Source organism: Shinella sp. HZN7 (assembly GCF_001652565.1).
Lineage (GTDB): Bacteria > Pseudomonadota > Alphaproteobacteria > Rhizobiales > Rhizobiaceae > Shinella > Shinella granuli.
This window is the reverse complement of record NZ_CP015738.1, coordinates 92,833-117,062: the sequence shown is the minus strand read 5'-3', so window position 1 is coordinate 117,062 and position 24,230 is coordinate 92,833. Positions and strand designations below refer to the sequence as shown.

Annotated in this window: 23 protein-coding genes and 1 pseudogene; 10 read left to right on the top strand and 14 right to left on the bottom strand. The window is 63.3% G+C overall.

All coding sequences use genetic code 11. The features are described 5' to 3' along the window. Positions 1–43: 43 nt before the first annotated feature. The 4 genes from shn_RS25815 (at position 44) to shn_RS25800 (ending at position 4,082) form a co-directional block, all read left to right on the top strand. Positions 44–1,147 carry an LLM class flavin-dependent oxidoreductase gene (locus tag shn_RS25815; protein ID WP_064333400.1) on the top strand — a complete coding sequence of 368 codons (1,104 nt, stop codon included), beginning with the start codon at positions 44–46 and terminating at the stop codon, positions 1,145–1,147. Beyond that, positions 1,147–2,370 carry an acyl-CoA dehydrogenase family protein gene (locus shn_RS25810; protein ID WP_064333399.1) on the top strand — a complete coding sequence of 408 codons (1,224 nt, stop codon included), beginning with the start codon at positions 1,147–1,149 and terminating at the stop codon, positions 2,368–2,370. Before shn_RS25815 ends, shn_RS25810 begins: the two co-directional genes overlap by 1 nt. Positions 2,371–2,426: 56 nt before the next feature. Further along, positions 2,427–2,987, top strand: a complete 561-nt coding sequence (msuE, locus tag shn_RS25805; protein ID WP_064333398.1) for an FMN reductase — start codon at positions 2,427–2,429, stop codon at positions 2,985–2,987. A gap of 84 nt (positions 2,988–3,071) precedes the next feature. Further along, entirely contained in the window at positions 3,072–4,082 is a 1,011-nt protein-coding gene (locus shn_RS25800) for a C-terminal binding protein (RefSeq protein ID WP_064333397.1), read from the top strand. A 45-nt stretch (positions 4,083–4,127) separates the two neighbouring features. On the opposite strand, the gene shn_RS25795 is transcribed toward shn_RS25800, so the two are convergent. After that, positions 4,128–5,315, bottom strand: a complete 1,188-nt coding sequence (locus shn_RS25795) for an alpha/beta fold hydrolase (RefSeq protein WP_064333396.1) — start codon at positions 5,313–5,315, stop codon at positions 4,128–4,130. A gap of 135 nt (positions 5,316–5,450) precedes the next feature. On the opposite strand from shn_RS25795, the gene shn_RS36570 reads away from it, so the two are divergent. The 3 genes from shn_RS36570 to shn_RS25780 all read left to right on the top strand — a co-directional run bounded on the left by shn_RS36570 (position 5,451) and on the right by shn_RS25780 (position 7,630). Then, the gene (locus tag shn_RS36570; protein ID WP_064333395.1) at positions 5,451–5,708 is read left to right on the top strand and encodes a hypothetical protein; all 258 of its coding nucleotides are present in this window, start codon (positions 5,451–5,453) and stop codon (positions 5,706–5,708) included. A gap of 217 nt (positions 5,709–5,925) precedes the next feature. Then, entirely contained in the window at positions 5,926–6,345 is a 420-nt protein-coding gene (locus tag shn_RS25785) for a hypothetical protein (protein ID WP_064333394.1), read from the top strand. Between the two features lie 31 nt (positions 6,346–6,376). Next, positions 6,377–7,630 carry a PHB depolymerase family esterase gene (locus shn_RS25780; RefSeq protein WP_064333393.1) on the top strand — a complete coding sequence of 418 codons (1,254 nt, stop codon included), beginning with the start codon at positions 6,377–6,379 and terminating at the stop codon, positions 7,628–7,630. A 108-nt stretch (positions 7,631–7,738) separates the two neighbouring features. Here the strand turns inward: shn_RS25780 and shn_RS25775 are convergent, their stop codons facing one another. From shn_RS25775 to shn_RS25735, 9 genes are read right to left on the bottom strand one after another with little or no spacing between them, the layout of a single operon-like run. Then, on the bottom strand, positions 7,739–8,098 hold the full coding sequence (locus tag shn_RS25775) for a cupin domain-containing protein (protein WP_064333392.1): 360 nt from the start codon (positions 8,096–8,098) through the stop codon (positions 7,739–7,741). A gap of 11 nt (positions 8,099–8,109) precedes the next feature. After that, a complete protein-coding gene (locus tag shn_RS25770; RefSeq protein ID WP_064333391.1) occupies positions 8,110–9,492 on the bottom strand; it encodes an FAD-binding oxidoreductase in 1,383 nt (460 codons plus the stop codon). A gap of 26 nt (positions 9,493–9,518) precedes the next feature. Beyond that, positions 9,519–11,006 carry an aldehyde dehydrogenase family protein gene (locus shn_RS25765; protein ID WP_064333390.1) on the bottom strand — a complete coding sequence of 496 codons (1,488 nt, stop codon included), beginning with the start codon at positions 11,004–11,006 and terminating at the stop codon, positions 9,519–9,521. A 35-nt stretch (positions 11,007–11,041) separates the two neighbouring features. Further along, positions 11,042–12,142: a class II histone deacetylase gene (locus shn_RS25760; RefSeq protein ID WP_245337482.1), complete on the bottom strand. Its 1,101-nt coding sequence runs from the start codon at positions 12,140–12,142 to the stop codon at positions 11,042–11,044. Between the two features lie 7 nt (positions 12,143–12,149). Beyond that, positions 12,150–13,301, bottom strand: a complete 1,152-nt coding sequence (locus tag shn_RS25755) for a Xaa-Pro peptidase family protein (protein WP_064333389.1) — start codon at positions 13,299–13,301, stop codon at positions 12,150–12,152. Between the two features lie 23 nt (positions 13,302–13,324). Further along, on the bottom strand, positions 13,325–14,092 hold the full coding sequence (locus shn_RS25750; RefSeq protein WP_064333388.1) for an ABC transporter permease: 768 nt from the start codon (positions 14,090–14,092) through the stop codon (positions 13,325–13,327). Further along, complete coding sequence (locus tag shn_RS25745; protein WP_064333387.1) at positions 14,089–14,934, bottom strand: ABC transporter permease; 846 nt, start codon at positions 14,932–14,934, stop codon at positions 14,089–14,091. The genes shn_RS25750 and shn_RS25745 overlap by 4 nt, the downstream gene beginning before the upstream one ends. Before the next feature lie 54 nt (positions 14,935–14,988). Further along, entirely contained in the window at positions 14,989–16,068 is a 1,080-nt protein-coding gene (locus shn_RS25740) for an ABC transporter substrate-binding protein (RefSeq protein ID WP_084438564.1), read from the bottom strand. A 35-nt stretch (positions 16,069–16,103) separates the two neighbouring features. Next, the gene (locus shn_RS25735) at positions 16,104–17,219 is read right to left on the bottom strand and encodes an ABC transporter ATP-binding protein (protein ID WP_245337481.1); all 1,116 of its coding nucleotides are present in this window, start codon (positions 17,217–17,219) and stop codon (positions 16,104–16,106) included. A gap of 122 nt (positions 17,220–17,341) precedes the next feature. Here shn_RS25735 and shn_RS25730 point away from each other — a divergent pair, with 122 nt between their 5' ends. Beyond that, positions 17,342–18,214: a LysR substrate-binding domain-containing protein gene (locus shn_RS25730; protein ID WP_064333384.1), complete on the top strand. Its 873-nt coding sequence runs from the start codon at positions 17,342–17,344 to the stop codon at positions 18,212–18,214. A 221-nt stretch (positions 18,215–18,435) separates the two neighbouring features. Here shn_RS25730 and shn_RS35230 read toward each other — a convergent pair whose 3' ends face one another. Next, positions 18,436–18,699: a DUF2798 domain-containing protein gene (locus shn_RS35230; protein WP_084438502.1), complete on the bottom strand. Its 264-nt coding sequence runs from the start codon at positions 18,697–18,699 to the stop codon at positions 18,436–18,438. A gap of 4 nt (positions 18,700–18,703) precedes the next feature. Continuing rightward, positions 18,704–19,603, bottom strand: coding sequence for an NmrA/HSCARG family protein (locus shn_RS25720; protein ID WP_064333653.1), 900 nt, complete (start codon positions 19,601–19,603; stop codon positions 18,704–18,706). A gap of 108 nt (positions 19,604–19,711) precedes the next feature. Between shn_RS25720 and shn_RS25715 the strand changes: the two are divergent. Beyond that, positions 19,712–20,604: pseudogene (locus shn_RS25715) on the top strand (LysR substrate-binding domain-containing protein). An 81-nt stretch (positions 20,605–20,685) separates the two neighbouring features. Here shn_RS25715 and shn_RS25710 read toward each other — a convergent pair. Continuing rightward, positions 20,686–21,555: an NAD(P)-dependent oxidoreductase gene (locus shn_RS25710; RefSeq protein ID WP_064333652.1), complete on the bottom strand. Its 870-nt coding sequence runs from the start codon at positions 21,553–21,555 to the stop codon at positions 20,686–20,688. A 1-nt stretch (position 21,556) separates the two neighbouring features. Continuing rightward, positions 21,557–23,176, bottom strand: coding sequence for an MFS transporter (locus shn_RS25705; protein WP_245337480.1), 1,620 nt, complete (start codon positions 23,174–23,176; stop codon positions 21,557–21,559). 91 nt (positions 23,177–23,267) lie between these two features. Between shn_RS25705 and shn_RS25700 the strand changes: the two genes are divergently transcribed. Continuing rightward, on the top strand, positions 23,268–24,170 hold the full coding sequence (locus shn_RS25700; protein ID WP_064333382.1) for a LysR substrate-binding domain-containing protein: 903 nt from the start codon (positions 23,268–23,270) through the stop codon (positions 24,168–24,170). The last annotated feature ends 60 nt before the right edge of the window (positions 24,171–24,230 follow it).

Genomic DNA, 24,230 nt, shown 5'->3' with positions numbered 1-24,230 from the left:
CGTCTTAACGTGCCCGCATTATCGGTAAAAGATTGGAGCTCCCATGGCCGCGGAATTCATCAGCGTTAGCTTCCCGAACGCCTCGAACGACCTGACCCCTCTTCCCGACGCGCCGGTGGATCCGCTTTTCCTGGAGCGCTATGCCCGCGCCCTCGACGATTACGGGTTCAACTATACCCTGCTGCCCTACTCCTCCTCGTCTTTCGATCCGTTCACGCTCGGCGCCACGGTTCTCGCCCACACCAGGAACATCAAGATCATCGTCGCGCTGCGCCCCAACACCGTCTATCCGACGGTTGCGGCCAAATCGCTTGCAACGCTCGATCAGCTGAGCGGCGGGCGTGTCGTCGTGCACTTCATTGCCGGCGGCAGCGACGAGGAGCAGGCCCGTGAAGGCGATTTCCTCAACAAGGAGGAGCGCTACGAGCGGCAGGAAGAATACATTCGCATCCTGCGCCTTGCCTGGACCTCGAAGGAGCCCTTCGATTTCGACGGCAAGTATTACCAGTTCAAGCAGTTCCGCAGCGCGGTGCGCCCGACGCAGGGGCTGATCCCGATTTCGCTCGGCGGCTCGTCGGATGCAGCCTACCGCATCGGCGGTTCGCTCTGCGACATCTTCGGCCTCTGGGGAGAGCCGCTGGCGGAGACGAAGCAGCAGATCGACCGGATCTATGCGGAAGCCGCCAAAGCCGGCCGGACCGATCGTCCGCGCATTTGGGTCACCTTCCGCCCGATCGTGGCCGAAACCGACGAACTCGCCTGGGAAAAGGCACACCGGGTTCTGGAGCGGCTGAACGACAACCGTCAGAAGGGCCTCGGACGTTCGCCCCTTTCCGCGCCGCGTCCCGCCAATGTCGGGTCCCAGCGTCTCCTCGACATCGCGGCGCGCGGCGACGTGCATGACCGGGCCCTGTGGTATCCGACGGTCACCGCGACCAATGCCGGCGGCGCCACCACGGCGCTGGTGGGTTCGCCCCGCACGATTGCCGATTCCATCCTCGACTACATCGATCTCGGCGCCGACCTCATCTCGATTCGCGGCTACGACAATTTCAACGATGCGGTCGATTATGGCCGCTATATCCTGCCGCTCGTGCGCGAAGGTATCCGCCAGCGGGAAGATGCTAAGAAGACGGCCGCCGCCTGATGACGGCGCTGTTGCTGAACCAGCCGGAAAGCCCCGGCGGCACGCCCTATGACACGGACGTGCTGAACGCCACGACCCGCGCACTCGCTGAAGCGGCACCGGACGCCGACCGCACCGGTGCGTTCCCCTGGCCGGGCATCCGTGCCGTTCACGAGAGCGGTCTTCTGGAAAGCACCGTCGCCATCCGTCATGGCGGACAAGGCGCCAGCCTCTGCGATGCCGCCCACATTCTGGCGGCACTCGGCCGGGGCGACCCGTCGGTCGCCCTCATCAGCGCCATGACGATCTTCAACCATCTCGGTCAGGCGGGGAAGAACCACTGGCCGGAGGGTCTCTACACGCGCCTGCTGGCGGAGGCGAAGCACCGTCCGCTCCTGCTCAACGCCGCCCGCGTCGAGCCGGACCTCGGCTCGCCGGCGCGCGGCGGCCTGCCGGCAACGCTTGCCCGGCGCACGGCGACCGGCTGGTCGATCACCGGCCGCAAGCGCTTCGTGACCGGCGCGCACGGCCTCACGCATTTCCTGGTGTGGGCGCATACCGACGAGACGCCGGCGCGTGTCGGGACCTTCGTCGTGCCGAACGGCCTTCCCGGCATTCGGGTGATCGAAAACTGGAGCAGCCTCGGCATGCGCGCCACGGGTTCGCATGACGTCGAATACACCGATGTCGAGATTCCAGCGGACGACGTTCTCGAACTCGTCGATCCGTCCGTCGCCCAGCAGGACAACCGCGCCCATGCGGGGATCACGCTGGCGCTGACCGCCATCTACCTCGGCGTGGCGGAAGCCGCACAGGCAGCCTTCATCCGCTTCGCCCATGAGCGCATCCCCACCAATCTCGGCCATCCCATCGCCCGCACGGAGCGGTTCGTGACGCTTTCGGGTGAAATCGACCTTCTCGTCTCCGGTGCCCGCCAGATCATCTTCGATGCGCTCGGAGCCGACAAGAGCGAACCGGAACGGTTGATCAGAGCCCGTATTCTTGCCGGGCGGCACTTGCGCGAGGCCGTCCAGATCGCGGTGCGCGGCATCGGCAATCCGGGCCTCGGCGCCGATCTCGGACTTGAACGGCATTTCCGGGACATCCAGTCCGTGCTCGTCCATGCGCCCCAGGAAGATACGTCCATCGCGATACTGGGCCGCTCCGCCTTCGATGCGTGGAAGCAGACGGAGGCCGGCGGGTCGAGCCATCCAACGAGAACACCTGTTCTCAAGACGGCATAACGGGAAGGACTTCCGTCCTCCCTGCGAGCTTCACGCGAACGATTGAGGGAATTTGAATGAGCAACAATCTGATCGTCGGCTTCTCGGGAAACATCACCCGTCCGTCGAGCACGCGAGGTTTCGTGGAAAGCGTCACGGAAGCGCTCGCAAGAAAGGTTGGCCGGCAACATGTGGTCTTTGACGTCGAGGACCTCGGATCATCCTTGGCGGCGGCAAGGTCGGTGGCTGGCCTGGCCCCCGAAGCACGCAATGTGATCCGAACGATTGTCGAGGCTGACGCGCTCGTTATCGGATCTCCGACCTACAAGGGGAGCTATACGGGGCTCTTCAAGCACGTCATCGATCTGCTCGATCCCGCTGATTTACGCGGCAAGCCGATCGTGTTGACGGCAACCGGCGGCGGAGACAGGCATTCGCTCGTCGTCGAGCATCAGTTGCGACCGCTTTTTGCATTTTTCGAGGCCTTTGTTACGCCGACCGCGATCTATGCCTCGGGTCGTGATTTCATCGACGGCACAGTGTCGCCTGTCATACTCGGTCGTGTGAATCAGGCAATCACGGAAGCTTCCCTGCTGATCGGCGCACAGCCGATTTCGGCGGCAGTCGCGGCGGAATAGGCTCCCGCCATGTTCCGCGCGATCCGCATTTGTCGCAGGCACCCGGATTTGCAGGCGATGCGAGCGCCGCGAGGATAGAGACCAATGATACCAGCAAAAAAACATGTGGTCGGAATTACCGACCACATGATCGGCGCGCCCGATCTCGAAGCCGGCGTGCTCGGTGACGATGTCGAGATAGACTTCTTCGCCAGCACGGACGAGGCGTCCTTCACCCCCGACCGGCTGGCGAGGCTCGATGCCCTGATGGTCTGGGGTGCGAGACTCGGGCCGAAAAGCATCGCCCACCTGACCCGTTGCAAGGGTGTCGTGCGCTATGGCGTCGGCTACGAGAAGATCGATCTTCATGCGCTCGCAGAGGCCGGCATCCCCTTCGCCAACAATCCGGACTATGGCACCGAGGAGGTCGCAGACCACGCCGTTGCGATGATCCTTTCCCTGCACCGGCGGCTTTGGGAACATGATGCCCGCGCCCGCGGATACACATCCGGATGGCAGGTCCATAGCCTGAAGCCGCTTTCACTCTCCAACAGAGCCACGGTCGGCGTTGTCGGCGTCGGCCGGATCGGAACGGCGGTGATCAACCGGCTGAAGCCCTTCGGCTTTCGTCTTCTCGGTTATGATCCAAACCAGCCGCCAGGGCATGAAAAGGCCATCGGCTATGAACGGCCGGAGCGACTGGACGAACTCTTTTCCCAATCGGATATCGTCACGCTCCATTGTCCGGCAAACGACGAGACTCGCGGCATTCTGAATGCCGAAGGCCTCGCAAAGCTGAAGCCCGGCGCCATCGTCGTCAACACCGCGCGCGGAGACCTGATCGAGGATCTCGATGCGCTCGAGGCCGCACTGCGGAGCGGGCATCTCGCTGCGGCCGCTATCGATACGCTGGTCAAGGAACCGCCCGGCGCTCATCCGCTGCTTACGGCGTGGCGAAGCCGCGAGGACTGGATTGCGGGCCGATTGGTAATCACTCCGCACAACGCCTTCTACTCTGACCACGCGTCCGTCGAGATGCGTCGCAATGCGGCGAAGACGGTGAGAATTCTGCTCGATGAAGGCAAGCTCAGAAACCGCGTCACGGAAAGATCGTGAGCAGCGGTGACATAGCGCCGATGGAGGTTCGCGGGACACAAACGGCTATCGTTTTGTGTCCGATGCGCGCACGAACGCTTCCAGGCGGTCGAAGAAGGTCCGCCAGGCGGCTTCCTGCGGAAGCGGGATATGATTGCGGCTCTCAAGAAGCACGAATTCCGCTCCGGCAATGCGGCTGGCCAGTTCCCGACCCTGGTCGAGCGGCTGGACGCTGTCGCCACGGGCGTGCACGACGAGGGTCGGAATGTCGATCTCTTCCACGATGGAGCTGACGTCGAACGTATCGACCGCCCGGCGCAGGGCGACGGCATTGTCCGGCGAGGTCGTGCGGCACTGAAGGCTCACGAGCGACTCGATCTGCTCGCGCGTGCCGTCGGGAATGAACATCGTCGCAAACGCATCGATGAAAGCACTTCCGGCTCGCCCCCAGCCGTGGCGCATCAGCGTCAGGATCGCCTCGGCCTGCTGCCGCTCGCCCTCGCGCATGCGGATCAGCCGGCCCTCGACAAAACCGCCATGCAGGACGAGATGGGACACCCGTTCGGGATGGCGGTGCGCATAGGCCAGGGCGATCGGCGCGCCCTGGGAGGTGCCGTAGAGGGCGAAGCGTTCGAAACCGGCCGCGTCGACGACCGCCGCGAGGTCGTCGACGAACCGGTCGAGCGAGAGGTCGCCGATATCCCAGTCGGAAAGACCGTTTCCGCGCTGGTCGTATCGCGCGACCCGAAAGGCGCTGTTCAGCCTGTCGAGGAACGGCCGCCAGATCGGACTGGTCCAGTCGTGATCGAGATGGGTCAGCCAATGCCCGGCCTTGACGAGCGGATAGCCCTCCCCGCTCGTGGCATAGGCGATCCGGGTCCCGTCACGTGAACGGCAGAAGGCGATGTGCTGGTTGCCCGCCGCCGCAGGCGGCCTGCCGGGCGCTTCCACCGCGACGTCTCCGACGAAGCGGAAACCCCGGCGGGGAAAGGTCCGTATCCATCGCTGCCGCTTGCCGTCGTCCTCGACCGCCGAACGCGCAGCGCTGATCCTCGCGCTGACCGCGGCCTCCGAGACGATCCGGCCACCCCAGATCGCCCCGACAAGATCGTCCGTGGTGACGACGCGATCGCGCGATTCGATCAGGTATAGCAGAAGGTCGAAGACCTGCGGTTCGACCGGGCGCGGTTGTCCCCGCGCGAGCAGTTCGCGCGTTTCCCGTACGAGCTCGAAATCGCCGAACCGATAACGCATGGGCAACAGTATAGACGGCCGGCATCCCGCCGGCAGGGAAAATTCAGGAAAAGACAAGACAATCGTGAACGTCTCCTCAAGCGGCGTGGCCGATCCCGTCCGACAATGGCGCCGAACAGCCAGGGAGCGTCCACCATGCCGATCCAGCCGCCAGCCGACATCGTCCGCCGCAGCGACGGCTCCATCGATATCGATTTCTATGCCCGGCAGGGGGCAAGGCTGCGGGACAAGGCCAGGACGGAGGCCTTCGGGCGCATCGCCGCCACGTCCGCCCGCGCGCTGCGCTTTCTGGCAAGGCCGATGAAAGCGCACCGTCATGGCGACGCGCAGGCGCACCTGACGACCACGGAGCATCGCGCGCCAGCCGCCGGGAAACGAGAGCAGGCTCCTTGACTGAGGGCCACCCCATCGTCCCGGCTCCTTTATGCCTCTTCCGCACGGCAGCATGTTTTCCAAACCCTATCGCCAAGGCGATCCGGTCAGTTCCACGGACGACCTTCTCGCGGTGCAAGCACCGGGCCGGCCAATGGCGGGCAGACGTTTTCCAATCGACAATCCTTGAAATCACGTATCAACCATCCATATACCATCCATACGGATGGAGAATGTCATGGCAAACAATGTGTACAAGCTTCGCGACAAGGGCGCGGACCTGGAGAAGATCACCATCAACCTCGGCTATGTCGACCTCGGTCGAATCGACCTCCTCGTGCAGGAAGGGTTCTACTCGAACCGCACCGATTTCATCCGTACGGCGATCCGCAACCAGCTTGGCGTCGATGGAGAGGCTGTCAAACGCTCGATCGTCCGCCACACCCTCGAACTGGGACTGCGCGACTACAGCAGGGCGGATCTGGAAACCGTGAAGGCAGCCGGCGAGAAACTGCATATCAAGGTGGTCGGCCTCGCCCGTATTGCGCCGGACGTCACCCCCGAGCTTGCCCTCGCGACCATCGAATCCATCACCGTGCTCGGCGCGCTTCAGGCCAGCGCGGAAGTGAAGGCCGCGCTCGCAGACCGCATCCGATAGGGCCTTCGCGCCCCTAAACAAGGACGAGACCATGAACAATGAATTTGCCGCGGCCATGCGCCGGGCGACGCTCTCCACGTATGCCTTGAACCTTGCCGAGGCAACCCGCGTGATCCAGGACGCCCTTGCCGACCGAGCGGGCAGTATGGAGCCCGAACCGACAGCTTCCGACATAATACCCCCCAAGGCGAAATCGCGCTCGAAACCCTTTTCCGTCGATCCGAACGCCGAGGTCATCGAGTCTTCGGCAAGACCGGAGCCCGCCGGCACCCGGACGGGATTGTCGCAGCCGCCACGGCGACGATCCCTGGCGGACACGTTGAGGATTTTGAGCGAGGGCCGTGCGTCGACCGGCACGCTCGGTTCGCTTTCGAGCGGCAGCCTGCCCGGTATCGCGAAACGCTGCCTTTCGCCCGTCATTCCCGAGGGCGCCGAATACATGGCCCGCACCTTCTCCTGTGCGGCAGGCACACGAGGCTACAAGCTCTATGTTCCGGCTTCCGCGCCGGGCCGGCCACACGGCCTCATCGTCATGCTGCACGGGTGCAAGCAGGATTCCGACGACTTCGCGATTGGAACCGGCATGAACGCCGTCGCCGAAGCGCAGGGCCTTCTGGTTGCCTATCCTGACCAGACCGGAGCGGACAATGCATCGTCCTGCTGGAACTGGTTCCGACCATCCGACCAGAGACGCGACGCTGGCGAGCCTGCGATCATCGCAGGCATCACGGAAGAGATCATCCGTGAATTCAACCTCGATCGTAGCCTGATCTTTGTCGCGGGCCTGTCTGCCGGCGGTGCCATGGCGGCGGTGATGGGCGAGACCTATCCTGATCTCTACGCAGCCGTGGGCATACATTCCGGGCTGGCCTACGGATCGGCTCACGACGTCGTCTCGGCGTTCGCCGCGATGCGTGAGAATGCCGGTTCCGCCTCTCGCCCAAAACCGCTCTCAGGTGCCGACCAGGCAGGCCGGGTCCGCACGATTGTCTTCCACGGCAACGCGGACCGGACGGTCCATCCCTGCAACGCGGATCGGATTGTCGCGGCAACAACCCCGTCTCGGCACGCTAGCCCGGTTCGCAATTCCGGCCGTTCCGCTGGCGGGCTCACCTATACGAGAACCCTTGTCGCGGACGAGACGGGACGCACGGCATTGGAATGCTGGCTGGTGGACGGAGCGGGCCATGCCTGGTTCGGCGGCCATACCCCTGGATCATATACCGATCCCCGGGGGCCTGACGCCACGACAGAAATGGTGCGTTTTTTCCTTGATCAGCGGTAAGGCCGGTCATGATCCGAATGAAGGACATCAGCATCGCGGAAAGTCCCTTGGGGTTGGCCAGCGCACAAGCGCAACATGGCGGAAAATATTTCCGTCCCAAACGTAAGCTTAGCCAAGGATAAAGAAAACCTTCCTCACATACGTGAGGTTTTCCCAAGTGCCTTTGAAACCGGCCGCCACGACGAAGCTGTCGCCCGCTGCGAAGGTTCGGGCGACGCCTCCGGCATCCGTCAGCCTCACCCTGCCCTCAAGGATATGGCACAGTTCGTCATAATCGCAATCGACGCGTTCAAGATGCGGCTCGGCCTCCCAGATACCGGCAAGCGCACCCTTGTCGGCTCGTTCGAAATGCCGCCAGCTGCAGGCCCGGTAAGGCTGATCGACCACGACGGGATCGGAGATTACGGTTTCTCTTGCGTCGATCGCGCCATCGTCAAAGGCGATGAGATGTCGGGGAGAAGGGTGCAACGTATGTCCTTTCAGGAATCGAAGCCGACGCCGAACGCGTCGAGGGTCTTGTTGAACAGGGAACGCCGGCCGGTTTCATCTTCACGGGCAAGGCCGTTCTGGGCAAGACGGATGCCGAGCCAGCGGAGCGGTTCCGGCGGGAACGGGAAGGGCGGGCGGCGGAGCATCGCCAGCCTGGTCCGCTCGGTATCGTGCCCTTGCAGAAGATCGAGCATGGTCAGGGCGGCGAACCTGCTTGCCGAGACCCCCTGTCCGGTAAATCCCATCGCATAGGCCACGCGACCGGCGTGTGCCGTGCCTGCGAAAAAGGTCGTGCGCGCCGAGGTGTCGATAATGCCGCCCCAGGCGTGGGTAATCGGCACATTGGCGAGGGTGGGCAGCGCCCGGGCCAAATTGGCGGCAAGGCGGGCGAAGCTGTCGCTTTCCCGAAGGAAGGCCTCGTCCCGGCGAGAACCGAAGTGATAGATCGCGTCATAGCCGCCCCAGAGGATGCGATTGTCGGCGGTCTTGCGGACATAGTGGAACTGGTTGCCGCAATCGGCGACGCCGTGCCGGCCGGCCCAGCCGATCGACGCGAGTTCGCCATGGCTGAGCGGCCGGGTGACGATCGCATAGTCGAAGATCGGGATGGCTGCGCTGCGAAGGCGCCTGAGCAGCGGCGGCGCCGCATTGGTGGCGAGAACGACCCTGGCCGCGCGAATGACGCCGCCCCGCGTTACCAGTTCGACACCGTGCGGGGTGTCCCGCACCTCGGTGACGCCTGTGTTTTCATGGATATCGATCGATTTTGACAGCGCGACGCGCCGCAGCTCCGCCACCATCTTTCCCGGGTTGAGCAGTGCGTAATTCGGTTCATAAAGGCCGGCGGTGTAGACCGGCGAGTTGAAATTTTCCCGCAGCGCGTCTCCGGTCAGATACGTGCAGTCGATGCCGAACCGGCGGTAGTTTTCAGCTTGCGCCTTCAGGCCCTCGATCTGCCAGGGTTTCTCCGCAACCGTCAGCTTGCCCTTGCGTTCGAAATCGACCTCCATGCCGAACTCGGCAAGGTCGGCTTCGAACGCATCCAGATTGGCGCGTCCGAGACGCACCAGAGCCTCGGCCTCCGCCGGCCAGCGCTTCACTGCATTGCCGACGCCATGCGAAATCGAGGGCGCGCAGAACCCGCCGTTGCGGCCCGACGCCGCGTTGCCGCAGCGCCCGCCATCCACGAGGACGATCCGCGCATCCGGCTGGCGGCGTCGGGCTTCGAGCGCGGTCCACAGGCCCGTGAACCCGCCGCCCACGATGGCGAGATCGCAGCTGGTGTCGGCGGCAAGGGGCGGACAGTCCGGTTGCGGCCCGACCGTGTCGTTCCAGAACGGTGCGCGAACGGCCTGGGCGGGGGTGTCGGACATGTCAGGCATCCTTGCGCTTGCGTTGCTCATTCCGGCGCATCGAGATACCAGCCCCAGCGTTCGCGGTGATCGAAACGGGTGATCTGCTTGGTCTCGAAACAGGCGTCGAAGCCCGCACGGCCGAGCTCGCGGCCGATGCCGGACATCTTGTAGCCGCCCCAGGGCACCTGCGTGAATGTCGGCTGCGAGCAGTTTATCCAGACGATGCCGGCCCGCAGCCTCGCGGCGACGCGTTCGCAGCGGTCGAGGTCGTCGGACATGACCGCCGCTGCAAGACCGTATTTGCTGTCGTTCGCGAGATCGAGCGCTTCTTGTTCCGTGTCGAACGCGTTGATGCAGACGACAGGGCCGAAGATTTCCTCCTGCCAGATCGCAGAGTCGGTGGGGGCATCGGCAAAGATCGTCGGGCGCAGAAAGTACCCGTGATCGAATCCCTCCGGACGGTCGCCACCGGTGACGAGCCGCGCTCCGGACCGCTTGCCGGCCTCTATGGCGTCGCGCACCTTGTCGTACTGGCCCTTGGAAACCAGCGGGCCGAGCTTGACGCCAGATGCTTCTCCCGAACCAATCTCGATCGCCTCCGTGGCGATCCGCAAGCGTTCGAGAAGCCGGTCGAAAATCCCGCGCTGCACCAGAACGCGCGAGGTTGCCGAGCAGACCTCGCCCTTGTTCCAGAAGATGCCGAACAGGATCCATTCGACGGCCTTGTCGATGTCGCAGTCGTCGAAGACGAGGAAGGGCGACTTGCCGCCGAGCTCGAGGGACACCGTGCGGATGCCGGCGCTGGCGGCCTGCATGACCTTGCGGCCGGTCGCGACCGAGCCGGTGAACGCCACCTTGTCGACCAGGGGGTGATCGGCAAGCGGCTGGCCGGCCTCCGGTCCGGTGCCGGTGACGAGGTTGAAGACGCCCGCCGGAACGCCGGCCGCATGGATAATCTCGGCGAGCACCTCGCAGGAGAGCGAGCAGAGCTCGGACGGCTTTAGTACCACCGTGCATCCGGCGGCAAGCGCCGGCGCGACCTTCCACACGGCCATCAGCAGCGGGAAGTTCCAGGGTGTGATGGCGCCGATGACACCCAGCGGTTCGCGCGAGATCGTCGCCTGGAAACGGGCGTCCCCGACATCGACGGTCTCCCGCGGACGCGTCGCATGCTCTTCGGCGAGATCGGCATAATAGTCGAAGCAGAAGGCGGCATCGGCCACGTCCCATTCGGCTTCGGGGACCGGCTTGCCGTTGTCGCGGACTTCGAGAAGCGCGATCTCCTTGAGCCGCGCGCGGATGCCCTCGGCAATGCGGCGAAGGATGCCGGCGCGCGCCCCGCCGTTCAGGCCCGGCCATTCGCCGGCATCGAATGCCCGGCGTGCCGCACGCACGGCCCGGTCGATATCGACCGCCTGTCCTGCCGCGACCTCCGCGAATGTTCCCTCAGTCGCGGGATTGATCGCCGGAAAGTACTGCTCGCCCTCGGGCGCGATGAACATGCCGTCAATATAGAGGCGGGTCCTGTGCATCGAATGCTCCTTGTCTTCTGCGTGCGGCGTCCGCTCTAAATCCCGGCGAGAATGCCGGCCTTCAGCGCCGCGACGTCGCGTTCCGCCCGTTCGCGGGCTTGCGGCATGTAGCCAAGCGGATCCTTCAGGCTTTCCGGCAGGCCGGCAAAACCTTCGATCGCCGAATGCACACTAAAGGCTGCATAGGCAGGATTGTAGCCACCTTCCTGCACGACAAGAAGCCGTCCAGAACAAAGTTCATCGGCCAGGGCACGGGCGCGCGACGCCAGGGCATGGAAGCCGGACATGGTGACGAGCTGCCGGCCGTTGGGATCGAACTGGCCGGCATCGACACCATTGGCGATGATCAGCAGGTTCGGCTTGAACGCGCGCACCTTCGGGGCGACGATCTCGTCAAAGGCACCGAGATAGGTCGTGTCCGACGATCCCATGGGCAGGGGTATGTTGAGGTTAAAGCCGAGGCCAGCGCCCATCCCTCTCTCGTCGATGCTGCCCGTTTCCGGGTGGGTCGGCCCCCATGCGCCGTGGTCCATATGCATGGAGACGGTCAGCACGTCGGCGCGGTCGTAGAAACCCGATTGCGTGCCGTTGCCGTGATGGACATCCCAATCGATGATGGCCACGCGGCCGATGCCGTTTGCCAGCGCGTCCTCCGCCGCGATGCCGACATGGTTGAAGAAGCAGTAGCCGTCAGCCATCGCGCGGCCGGCATGGTGGCCAGGCGGGCGGACAAGCGCGAAGGCGGGCGCTCCCGTTTCCCGAACATGACGGCCGGCGTCAAGCGTCGTGCCCGCCGCCGCAAGCAGCCCCGGCCAGGCGCCAGGCCGGAGCAGTGTCGTCGACGAGAACCGCCGGCCCTCGTGGGCCGCACGCTTTATCTCCGCCACATAGGCTTCATCGTGGAAGCGGACGATGTCCGCCTCCGACGCATGTGTTCCCCTATGCCAGCGCAGGCTCTGGGCGACCGGTCCGCGCTGCAGCACCGCCTTCATGTTGCGAATGCGGTCCGCGCTTTCCGGATGGACCATCTGGACCGAGAGAAGCGGGTTTTCCGGCGCTTCGAAAAAGCCGAACCCCGTGTCGTGGAACAGCACGTCGTCGTGCCAGAAGACATCCATGGCCGGTGCCTGCGTCATAATCGCCTCAATCCAGAATGGTCAGGGTCGGGGGCAGTTCGGAAAGGCTCTTCGAGCCGTTCGCCGAGCAGAGCACCGTATCGCCGAGCTTGAGGCCGAAGCCCTCGTCGTAGAGCGACAGGTTCGGCTCCATCGAGAAGGACATGTTGGGCTCGAACACATGGTCATCCGCCTCGTCCAGCATCATCGCTTCGAGCCAGGTCGGCGGATAGGCGAGGCCGAGGCTGTAGCCGATGCGGTGCACGCGGGTCTTTGCCAGATCCATGCGGTTCAGGACCTTGTTGCATGCCGTGTTGGAACCGCCGACCGGCAGGCCGGGCCTGGCCGCGTCGATCGCCGCGTGGAAGGATTCCGTCAGCAGATCGGACACTTCCTTCACGCGATCGGACGGGTTGCCCACAACCGCGCTGCGCATCAGGATGCTGTGGTAGCGGTTGCACACGCCGGCGAGCTCGATGATGACGACATCGCCGACGCTGACCACCTGGCGGTGCGGCATGGCGTGAGTCATCGTGCTGCGGCGGCCCGTCGCCACCATGGGCGAGATGGCGCTGTATTCGCTGCCGGCCTCGCCGAGCGCCATGGCGATCTCGCCGGCGATTTCCACTTCCGAGCGGCCCGGGCGGATCGCTTCGAACGCCCGCTTCATCGCATAGTCGGCCATGCGGGCGGCGGAGCGCTGATATTCGATTTCCTGCGGCGACTTGATGAGGCGCTCCTCGGCGACCGCCGTCGAAGCGTCGATGAGGGTCGCCTCCGGCAAGTATTTCTGCAGGCGCAGGAACTGGTCGGGCGAGAAGGTGAAGGCGTGGGTCTCGATGCCGATGCGCCCCTTGCCGTGGCCTGCCTCGATCAGCGCCTTGGCCACGAGCTCAAGCGGATCCTCGGTCGCGATGTTGTAGAAGACCGACTCCTCGATGGCCGAAAGCTCGTGCACGCAGGGCATCTCGGAAGTCCGTGTGAAGAACAGCGCCGGCTGTACTTTCTCCGAAATGATCAGCGCCTGGTACCAGAGGAAGCCGAGGCTGTCGAAACCGGTCAGGTAGTTGATGTTGTCCGGAAAGTTCACGATCAGCGCATCGAGCTCCTTGCCCTTGATGCGCTTGAGCAACTTTTTCTGGCGGTCCCGGTAGGTGGCCAACGAAAATGCAGTCAACATGGCAGTTCTCTCCTTGGTATGGATCAGGATTTTGTTTTGCGCATCGCCTGAACGATCAGGACGATGGTCGTCAGAAGGATCATCACGACCGAAACGGAGGCGATGACGGGGTTGATGTCGAAGCGCAGGCCGTCCCAGATGCGCTTCGGCAGCGTCATCACGTTGAGGCCCGAGATGAACAGCGTGACGGCCACCTCGTCCCACGAGATGACGAAGGACAGGAACGCCGCACCGAAGATGCCGGACTTCACGTTCGGCAGCAGCACGCGCCACAGCGTCGTCCAGGTGCCTGCGCCGAGCGAGCGCGAGGCGCGCTCCAGCGAACGGCTGAGCCGCGAGAACGCAACCAGCATGGCTATGACGGCATAAGGCAGCGCGACGACGCAGTGGCCGACGACAAGGCCGACATAGCTGTCGAGGATGCCGAGCCTCGCCTCGAGATAATAAACGATCATCGCCGAGACGACCTGCGGCGCCACGATGGGAAGGAGCGCGATCGTGATGAAGACGGGCGCGAGGCGCGTGTTGGTCAGCCAGAGGCCGCTCGCCATCGCAACCGACAGAAGCGTGCAGACGACGGCGCTGAGGGTCGCGACGATCAGGCTGTCGGCGGCAGAACCCATCCATTTGGGATCGGTGAACAGGGCCTCGTAATGCCGCAGGGAGAGGTCTCCCGCCGGGAACGACAGAAAGCTCGTCGGCGTGAGCGACAGCGGGATGATGACCACCAGCGGCATCAGCAGGAATGTGACGGCGACGGCGATGCCCGTCCAACTCGCGACCTGCTTCATGACGCGGTATCCATCAGCCGGCGGATGCCCACGATCCTGATGAGCAGCAGCATCAGCGCGACGACGATGAGCATCAGGATGGCGCTGAGCGCCGCACCGAGCCCCCAGTTGGAGAGCTGGAACATCTGCAGGTAGATATATTCCGCCACCATGACCACGCGCCCGCCACCGAGCACGGACGGTGTGACGAAGAAGCCGAGGCTGAAGACGAAGACGATGACGGTCGCCGCCAGCAGGCCGGAGCTGGAAAGCGGCAGGAGGATATCCTTGAAGCTTCTCCAGAAACTCGCCCCGAGACTGCGTGACGCCTGGAGGAGCCGGTCGTCGATATGCTGCAGCGACGAGAGGATCGGCAGCACCGCATAGGGCACCAGAAAATGGACCATGCCGATCATCACGCCGAGTTCGTTGCGCGCCAGCGCCAGCGGCTCTGAAATCGCACCCACGGATTGCAGGAACGTGTTTGCCAGACCATTCCCACGCAGGATCATCAGCCAGGCGAAAGCGCGGATGAGGGCGGAAAGCCAGAACGGGATCAGCACGCCGATCAGCAGGATCCGCTTCTTCAGAAGCGAGCCGAAGCGAAGATGATAGGCGAGGAAATAGGCGATCACGACGCTCACCAGCGTCACGACGGTACAGATCCGCAGCGTGCGCCAGAGGATGGAAAGGATGAGCGGGTCGGTCGCAATTTGCCGGTAGTGGCCGAAACCGATGCCAGCCGGCGTACTCACACTCCAGGCGAGCACGCCCGCGAGTGGCAGCAGGTAGGCCAGCACAAGCAATGTCGGCAACGGCAGGGCAAGCGAAAGCCCCAGCCAGTTCGCAGGATGTTTGAGCATCGATTCAAATCCGGAAAAGGGGGTGCCGGCGGGAGACCCGCCGGCGGTTTGGGTTCAGCCGGAGATCAGGGCGGTGTATTTGTCGAGGGCCTGACCGTAGTTTTCGGCATACCACTGGTTCTGCATCGACACCGAACGCTCGATATTCTCCGGCGCCGTCGGGCTGATCTTCTGAAGCTCGGGTGACAGGAGCGCGTTGGCCGCGGGGTTTACCGGCCCCATGCCGTAGACCTCCATGAGCTTCGCCTGGACCTCCGGCTCCTGCGTCATGCGAATGAAGCGCATGGCAGCATCGCGGCCAGCCGGGTTACCCTTCGGCACGAACCAGACCGACGGCGAGACTACGGCCTGATCGAACGTATAGTCGATCTGCCCCGACGTCTGCTTCTTCACCAGTTCCGCGCGTGTGTTCCAGACCTGGCCCATGACGATCTCGCCATCGCGCAGGAGCTGCTGGCTTTCCGCGCCGGTCTCCCAATGGGTGAGGATATGCGGCTTCAGCTCGGCGATCTTGGCGAGCGCCCGATCGAGGTCGAGCGGATAGAGTTCCTCCGGCTTGACACCGTCGGCGAGCAAAGCGATCTCGAGGTTGGCGCTCATCCACTTGTAGAGCGCGCGCTTGCCAGGATATTTCTTCACGTCCCAGAAATCGGCCCAGCTCTTCGGCGGATCACCACCGAACTTGGCAGCGTCGAAGGCGATGACATAGCTGTAGACATAGTTGGCAATGCCGAAATCGTGGACGTCGCCGAAGCCGACGAGGTTCTTGTCGATCACATTGAAGTCCAGCTTCTCGACAAGGTCCTCCTTGCCGAGGCGATAGGACGAATACATTTCGCCGTCGCAGACGTCCCAGCGCACCGCGCCACTGTCGACCTGCGTCTTGATGGCGCCTTCGCTCGGCCCGCCGCCGTCGACGACGAGCTTGCCGCTGTTCAGCTTGCCCCACGGTTCGGCGAAGGCCTGTTCAAAGGCTGTTACGGCGTCGCCGCCCCAGTTGGCGACGACGAGCTGGTCGGCGGCGAAGACCGAGCGCGGCATAAGGGCACCGGCCGCGGCTGCGGCGATGGCCGACAGGCCAAACTGGCGGCGTGTCATGGCCGGGAGGATGCGATCCGGTTTCATCACAGTCATTTCATTCCCCTTCTTTGTTGTGCTGATGCGGTTGGTCATGCAGGAACGAGATAGCCGGTACCCTTGGGCCAGCTCAGCCAGTAGTCCCGGCCGTCCTGAAGGCCGGTATGGCGGGCTCGCGTCGTCGTGAGGCGCACGCTGAAGAGCTTGCCGGCGGAATCTTCGAGCAGCGCTTCCACCCATCCGCCGAAATAGACCGAGCGAAGCAGCCGGACTTTGATGGCGTTGAGATCGGCGCTTGCGGGTGCGGAAGCATGCAGCTCGGCCTCTTCGGCTCGCACGCTGAGCTTGCCCGACCCAGCATGCGCCAGATGCTCCGGCCCCTTGCAGATGATTTCGACGTCTCCATAGCGGGCGCGATAGAGACCGTTGCCGTTGCCTGCCACGAGATCGGTGACGTCGAGAAGGTTCGTCTTGCCGACGAAGCCGGCGACGAATGTCGAGGCCGGCGCCTCGTAGATGTCGCTTGGCGATGCGACCTGCTCCATCTTCCCCTTGTTGAAGACGGCAATGCGGTCGGAGAGCGAAAGCGCCTCGTCTTGATCATGCGTCACGAAGACGAAGGCCGTGCCGAGTTCCTTGTGGATGCGCGCCAGCTCCGACTGCATCTCACCGCGCAGACTGCGGTCGAGGGCGGAGAACGGCTCGTCCAGAAGCAGGAGCTTCGGCCCGAAGATCAGCGCACGCGCAAGGGCGACGCGCTGCTGCTGGCCGCCGGAAAGGCCCAGGATGCGCCGATCCTCATAGCCGCCAAGGCCGACGGTCGACAGCATGGCCCGGATGTTCGCGTCACGCTCGGCCTTTGGGACTTTCCGGACGACCAGCGGGTAACCGACATTTTCGGCGACCGTCATGTGAGGAAAAAGCGCGTAGCCCTGGAAAACGACGCCGAGGCCACGCTTTTCGGGTGACAGGCGCGTGACGTCCTCGCCACGATAGAGGATGCGCCCGCGCGTCAGCGTCTCGAAGCCGGCAAGACACATGAGCGTGGTACTCTTGCCGGAACCGGAAGGTCCGAGGAGCGTGAGAAACTCTCCTTCGCGCACATCGATGCTGACGTCGCTCAAGGCCGTGAAGTTGCCGAATACCTTGTTGACGCCCTCCATGCGGATGAGAGCATCCCCGTCATCGGCAGCTGGTTGCTCGTGCATTCCCATGTTCGGTCGGATCTCGCGTCGTTGGTATGCCGCGAACCGTACATCCAATAATTAAATTGACGCAAATTAATAAATTTCGCATGTTACGTTAAATCAATTGACGCTTTGAGACCCGGATGAACCCAGAACTCTTGTATCTTACGTCGTTGCGGGCGTTCGTTTCCGTAGCAAAGCTGGGCGGCGTCCCTTTGGCCGCCAACGACCTCAACGTCACTCCCGGCGCGATCAGGCATCATCTGCGCGTGCTGGAAAAAGAGCTTGGAACGCAGCTCGTCGTCAGGAGCCGCAAGGAATTCAGCCTCACCCCATCCGGAGCAGCGCTCTTCGCGAAACTCAGTCGCTCCTTCGAGGAAATCCAGAGCGCCTGCCGGACCGCAGCAAGCGAGAGCTTCGAGGGAGAGCTGCGCGTCTCATGCGCACCTGCTCTTGCCGCCTTGCGCCTGATGCGGATCCTCGACAGGTTCGCCGAGCGGTTTCCCCTCGTCACGGTCCGGCTTTTCCCCATCGAGCAGGCCAGCGAGGCGATGGATGTGGTCATCTCCTACGGAGAGCGGCCAATCCATGGATCGCGCTACGCCATCCTCAAGAACGAACGGTATTTTGCAGTCTGCAGCCCGGACCTGTTTTATCGAAACGCCCTGCGGTCCGAGGCAGACCTGCAGAACCATGTCCTTCTGCACTCCGACAACGGAGAGGACTGGCAGCGGCTGATCAGCACCAGCACGGTGAGCCAGGCCGTCCCTCGTCAGCACATGTATTTTCCGAACGCCTTCCTTACTTTGCAAGGCGCGCGGGAGGGTTGCGGTTTGGCGGTGGGCAGTTCGATCCTCTGCGCCGACGATCTACGCCGGGGCTCGCTGATCAAGGTGCTGGACCTCGAGATCCCCGCACCCTACCCCTACTTCGTGATCCATCCCAGCGAGACCAAGCGCGCGGTCGCCGAGGTGTTTTCGGCGATCTTGATCGAGCAGCTGGAGAACTCCGGCTAGCAGGGTGCGGACGACGTTTGGGCGTAAAGCGGCCCCCGAACGAGCGTCGCAAACCCGTCATGCCGATATATCGCGGCGTATGCGGTTATTCCGGCACACATGACAGGTGCCGTCGTCGGCGGTCCGCATCATCGGCCAGGATTCCTTCAAGCTGGCATGGCGTGTGCAGGTCGCATCCAGAACAGTTCGGGAAGCGCCTTCGATGGCACACCAGAAGGGGCTCACGTTGACTGCTCGACGACCATGGCGACGATCCGGCGAACGATCGGCAATGCGAAAAGCAGCGTTGGGAACGCGACTATCCAGGAGGCTCCCCAAGCCCCTGGCCAGGCTGCGGCAAAGCTGGTTCCCGGCCCGATGCTTGTCAAGGTCGCCACCGCCGACACGATTGCCGACATAAAGATCGACAGGATCAGTGGCATCAATATCCGGGCGGAGCCCGGCGGGAGTTTTCTCAGTCCCGATCGTTTTTGATTTATTTTCATATTCCTACTTCATGACGGAATTGCTGGATTCGATGTCCTGCCGACGAGCCAGTTCGCGGATATACTGGCGCAGCGAACGCGGTTCGCGCCCCAACGCAGCGGTCAATGAGAGGCTGTTTCCTCCCAATCCGTATTTCCGGTAGTGATCGTGGACCTTCGAGAGAAGGTGAAGCTGTTGGTCGCTATAGGGCAGCCGGGCGCTATGCGCCCATTCGCTGAAGCTGGGCTCGAAGGCTTCTATCGGACGCCCGAGTTCGTCCGAGATTGCCGCAACAATGTCGTTGCGGCTGAACATCCCTGCCGACAACTCCAGTGTGGCGAACGCCAGCCTATCCTCCGTAAGAGCAATAGCTGCGGTCTCGGCAACGTCGCGATAGTCGACGCGAGCGATCCTTATGTCCTTGGGGAAGGGCTCCCCGAAACCGCCGTCACGAACGATCGATGGCCAGGCCATCCCGATGTTCTGCATGAAGTTCGCCGGATGCAGGATCGTGTATTCGAGCCGGGACGAGTAAAGCGCCTCCTCGACCGGAATCTTGCTCGCGTGGTTTTTCAGGCGCGTGTTCGTCGGCTGGATCACCGACGAGAAGGCGAACTTTTTGACGTCGTTTCGCTCCGCGGCCTCGACGAGGGCGACACCCATTGCCGCTTCGTCGGGAGTGAACGCCGGACCGATATGGAAGACGCCGTCCACGTTCCGGGTAGCCTCGGCAAGACTGTCCCTGTTGCGGAGGTCTCCAATGACGGTCTCGGCCACGCCCAGCGAGCGAGCAAGGTCGGCGCGTGCATCGTCGCGCACAAGCGCGCGGACCAAAGCATTCCGCCGCCGCAATTCGGGAACGACCAGGCGTGCGAATTTGCCCGTGGCTCCCACGACCAGAATGATGGGTTGGGTGGATCCCATGACCATTTCCTTTGTGCAGATAAATTGAACCGGGAGCACTTTAATTTCTCACGGAAAATGCAACAATCTTTGCTATAGTTGAATCTTAATCACTATCTGCGAGATAATATGAGCCGCCTTGAGGACCTTGAAGCATTCGTTCATATCGCCGACACGGGGAGCCTTACGGCGGCTGCGCGTCGTCTCGATCGCTCTTTGCAAGCGGTGAGCCGCTCTCTCGCATCACTTGAAGAGGGCCTTGGCGTTCAGCTTGTCCACCGAACCACACGGCGTTCAGTGCTCAGCGACGCCGGTCAGGCGTTCTATCGGCGCGTGAAGCCGGCGGTCCTGGAAATCAACGAGGCGCGGCTGGAAGTCGCGGATCGCCGGACGGAGCCATCGGGCATTTTGCGGGTGGGCGCGCCAATGCTGTTCGGCCCCGATTTCCTTGTTCCGATTATCGCGGAATACATGGAAACCTATCCGCAGATCGAGGTCGATCTTCAACTGACGGATAGCTTCGTGGACCTTGCAAGCGAAGGGCTCGATCTGGCTGTGCGCATCGCCGATCTGCCGGATTCCGGCTTGCAGGGAAAAAGGCTGGGCGCGCTACGGCGCGTGGTGTTCGGTGCGCCGTCCTATTTCGCCCGGCATGGTCGGCCGGCCCATCCCATGGACTTGCGCGAGCACGCCTGCATCGTCAGAACCGTCGACAGCCGACCGGGTCAATGGGCCTTTCAGATTGGGGGAAGAGGCGCATGGTGGGCGTCCGCGGTGCGTTTCGATCGAACACGATGGCAGCGATCTACTCGGCCGTGAGTGCCGGACTCGGCCTGGGGTACTCGCCGCTGTGGCAGATCAGGCACCTCGTGGAGGCCGGTGACGTGGAGATCGTCCTGAACGAATTCGAACCCAAGCCGGTGCCGATCCACGCACTGTGGCAAGAAAGCAGACTTCCGCCCGCCAAAGTTCGGGTCTTTGTCGATCTTCTGGCGAAACGGCTCAGGCTGGATGGCCTGTGATGCGAAGGCATCCGATAAGACCTTGACGGCCGAGCAGAGCCTTATTGAAGCCGGTGCCGGGGGATTTGCCGGCGCCCCAAGCTAAACTGCAGGCGCGTCAAGCAACTCTGCGACAACGCCCGAAATATCCTCGCCGCCATGGCCCTTGTCCACCCGAGCCGCCACGAGCTGCTGCATCGGCACCATCAGCGCAGGGCCGACCCCCAAGTCTCTGCTGGCCGCGACAATGTTGTTCAGGGCGATCGCCTGCATGGCCAGATTGGAGACGACGCCTGTGACGTGGTCGCCGCTGTCGACCTGCGCGGCCATCTCGTCCAGCGTCTCGATCATCGCGCCAAGCCATTGTTTGAGCAGCGGCGCCAGTTCGCCAGCAGGCCTGCCACTGGCTCGGAACATGGCAAAGGCGTGAGCCGCACCGGAGAACACGCCATACATGCCGGCCAGCAATGCCAGGTCATTCAGCGGCGCAAGGCGCAGATCGCCTCCCATGAACTGGGCCGACCCCAGCGCCATGAGTGTCGGCAGGTGGTCCTCATAAGCGTGTTGGTCGCCGCTATAGAGGATCAGGGCGTCGCTGGTGCCGATGATTGGCGGTACGGCCATGATGCCGCCGCTCAGCAATCGTGCGTTTTTCCGATCAAGACGCCCGGCGAACCCGATCGCCTCATCCGGCGTTCCATTGGTCAGGTTGACAACCACCTTGCCGGACATGTCGGGAAAGTCGGCCGCGATCTGACCAGCGGCCGTCTGATCGAGCACGCACAAGATGACAAGCTCTGCGGGCGCGACGGCCCTTGCGACGGTTGGACTCGCCACGATCCTGTCCGATGCCAGTGCCTGTGCCATGGCATGCGTCCGGTTCCACACGGTCAGGCTATGCCCATTCCGGCTTAGCGCGAGGGCGATTGAACGGCCCATGGCGCCCAAGCCGAGGACTGCGATCTTTGTCATGTCAAACTCCATTCTGATTCAAGCGTGTTGCCCTGCTCTTCATGGCGAGCGAAGCCAGTGCGGCGAGGAGGGCCAGGGCAGCACAGGCGGCACTTTGGGCGGCGAAACCGACATTGAAAGCCGATGTGGCAGCAGCCCGCAAAGTCTCCTGCGCAGGCTGGCCGAGGCCGCCTATTGCTGCGTGGAGCGTGCCCAGACTGTCGGCGGCCGCCACCCGCACCGTTTCGGGCAGACTTGCATCGAGCGCCGGCCCGATGGCACCGCGATAAACCGATATCGCCATGCTCCCCATAACCCCGATGCCGAGCGCGCCCCCCAGTTCTGAACTGGTTTCGGCAATGGCAGCGGCAGAACCGGCACGCGCGACCGGAACGGCTCCCACGATGAGGTCGGTCGAAAGCGTCAGGACGGGTCCGACGCCCAGCGCCATGAGAAAAGCCGCGGCCAGAACGGCTGGAAACAGCCCTGCCATAACGCTCCACGAGAGCATGGCAAACCCGGCGCTCGCAACCAGCAGACTGACCGGGATGACCCTCGTCGGGCCTGCCCGTTCGGCGAGTGCGGGAGCGCTCAACGAACCGATGAGAAACCCGGCCGCGGAGAACAAGGTCCACAACCCCGCTTCAAAGGGCGGCATTTCCAGGGCCAGCTGCAGATATTGGGCAAAGAGCAGGAGCGTGCCGAAGGACAGGAACAGCCCAGTGAAATAGATGCCGACGGGGATGGCGAACGAAGCCTGCGCGAACAGGCGGAAGTCGATCATCGGCCGGCCGGCGGCCAGTTGCCCGCGCACGAGCAAGGTGCCGAGCACGATGCCTGTGGCCAGGGCGACCATACCGGCAGGATCGAAACTCCCGACCAGAACCCGCTTGGCACCATAGACCAGGGCCAGCATGGCCGCGATCGAGAGGAGCGCGGTCCCCACCTCGACCCGCGCACCATCGGACTCCTTGAATTCGGGCAGCAGGCGCGGAGCCGCAACCAGCAATAATGCCATCACCGGGACAGCGATCAGGAAGACGGAACCCCACCAGAAATGTTCGAGCAGCGCTCCCCCGACCAGCGGTCCGATGGCGCCGCCGAGCGAAAAGCTCGCCATCCAGATGCCGATCGCCAGGCTGCGCTGCCCGGGGTCACGAAACATGGTGGAAATCAGCGATAGCGTGGATGGCGCCAACGTTGCGGCCGCCAGGCCGAGCAAGGCGCGGGCGACGATCAACAGCTCTGCCGTGGGCGAGAAGGCCGCAAGGATCGACGCGCTGCCGAAAGCAGCCGCGCCCCACATCAACAGCTTGCGCCGACCAATCCGATCGCCCAGCGCACCCATCGTTATCAGCGCGCCAGCGAGGACAAAGCCATAAATGTCCACGATCCAAAGCAACTGCGGACCACTCGGCTGCAGATCCGCGGTCAGGCTGGGAACGGCCAGATTGAGAACCGTCAGGTCCATCGAATAGAGGAGACAGGGCAGCGCGAGAATGGCCAGGCCCCACCAGTCACGTCTGCTGGCCCGCGCCGACAGTGCGGGTCGCTCCTGAAATGAGGACATCGTCATGGCCAGAACCGGCCGGCGGGTACGGAGGGAGACTTTGCTGGGCAATTCATGGCGGTCCTCGATCAATTCATCTGTTCTGATTGATCCTTGCTAAAATGATGGACAAACCATCTCAAGCAGGTGAAATTGCACCCCTGCGTCCACATTTGGAGACGATATGCTCAACCTCAACGACTTGCAGATGTTCGCGCGTGTCGTCGAAAGCGGCGGATTCACAGCCGCCTCGCGGCTCCTGGGCATACCCAAGCAGACCCTCAGCAAGCGTATTGCCGAGCTTGAGCGTGTAACCGGGGTGCGGTTGATCCAACGGAGTTCGCGCCGCTTTGTCGTCACCGATATCGGGCAGGAAATCTACGCGCACGCTTCGGCAATCGTGATCGAGGCCGACACGGTGCTAACGGTGATTGCGGGTCGCTTGGCCGAACCGACCGGGCTGGTCCGCATCACGGCTTCCGTGCCCACCGCCCAGCACCTGCTTGCCGATCTCCTGCCGCAGATCGCGCTATCCTACCCGCGCTTGCGCATCGCGCTCGACGCTTCCGATCGCTTCGTCGATATCGTCGGGGAGGGTTACGACATCGCCTTGCGCGACCATGTCCTGCCCCTGCCGGATTCCGACCTGATACAACGGACGCTGGGCGTCGACGAATTCTGGTTGGTCGCATCGCCGCATTATCTCGGCCCGGGCGGCACACCGGAAAACCCGGAAGATCTGGGTGGTCACAAAGGCATCGATTCCGGCCTGGGTGGAACCACCCTGGCATTGCGGCATCTTGACGGGCGTGAGGTGACTTGCGTGCTCGAAACCTGTTTTCACGCCAACGAGAGCACCACCCTGGTTGCGGCGGCCTGTGCCGGCTTGGGCATTGTGCGGCTACCCAGGTCCATTTGTCTCCAGCCTGTTGCTGCCGGTTCTCTCGTGCGTGTCTTGCCCGACTGGACTGCGGGCCTTGTCCAGACATCGCTCCTCATGCCGCATCGGCGCGGTCAGTTGCCCTCGGTCCGGACGGTCGCCGACATGATAGGACGACACTTCGCCACAGTGCTGATGCCAGCCTGATGCATGAGGGCGTGGAACACGCTTACCCGCTGAGTTTGCTCACGTCTTTAACGCCGCGGT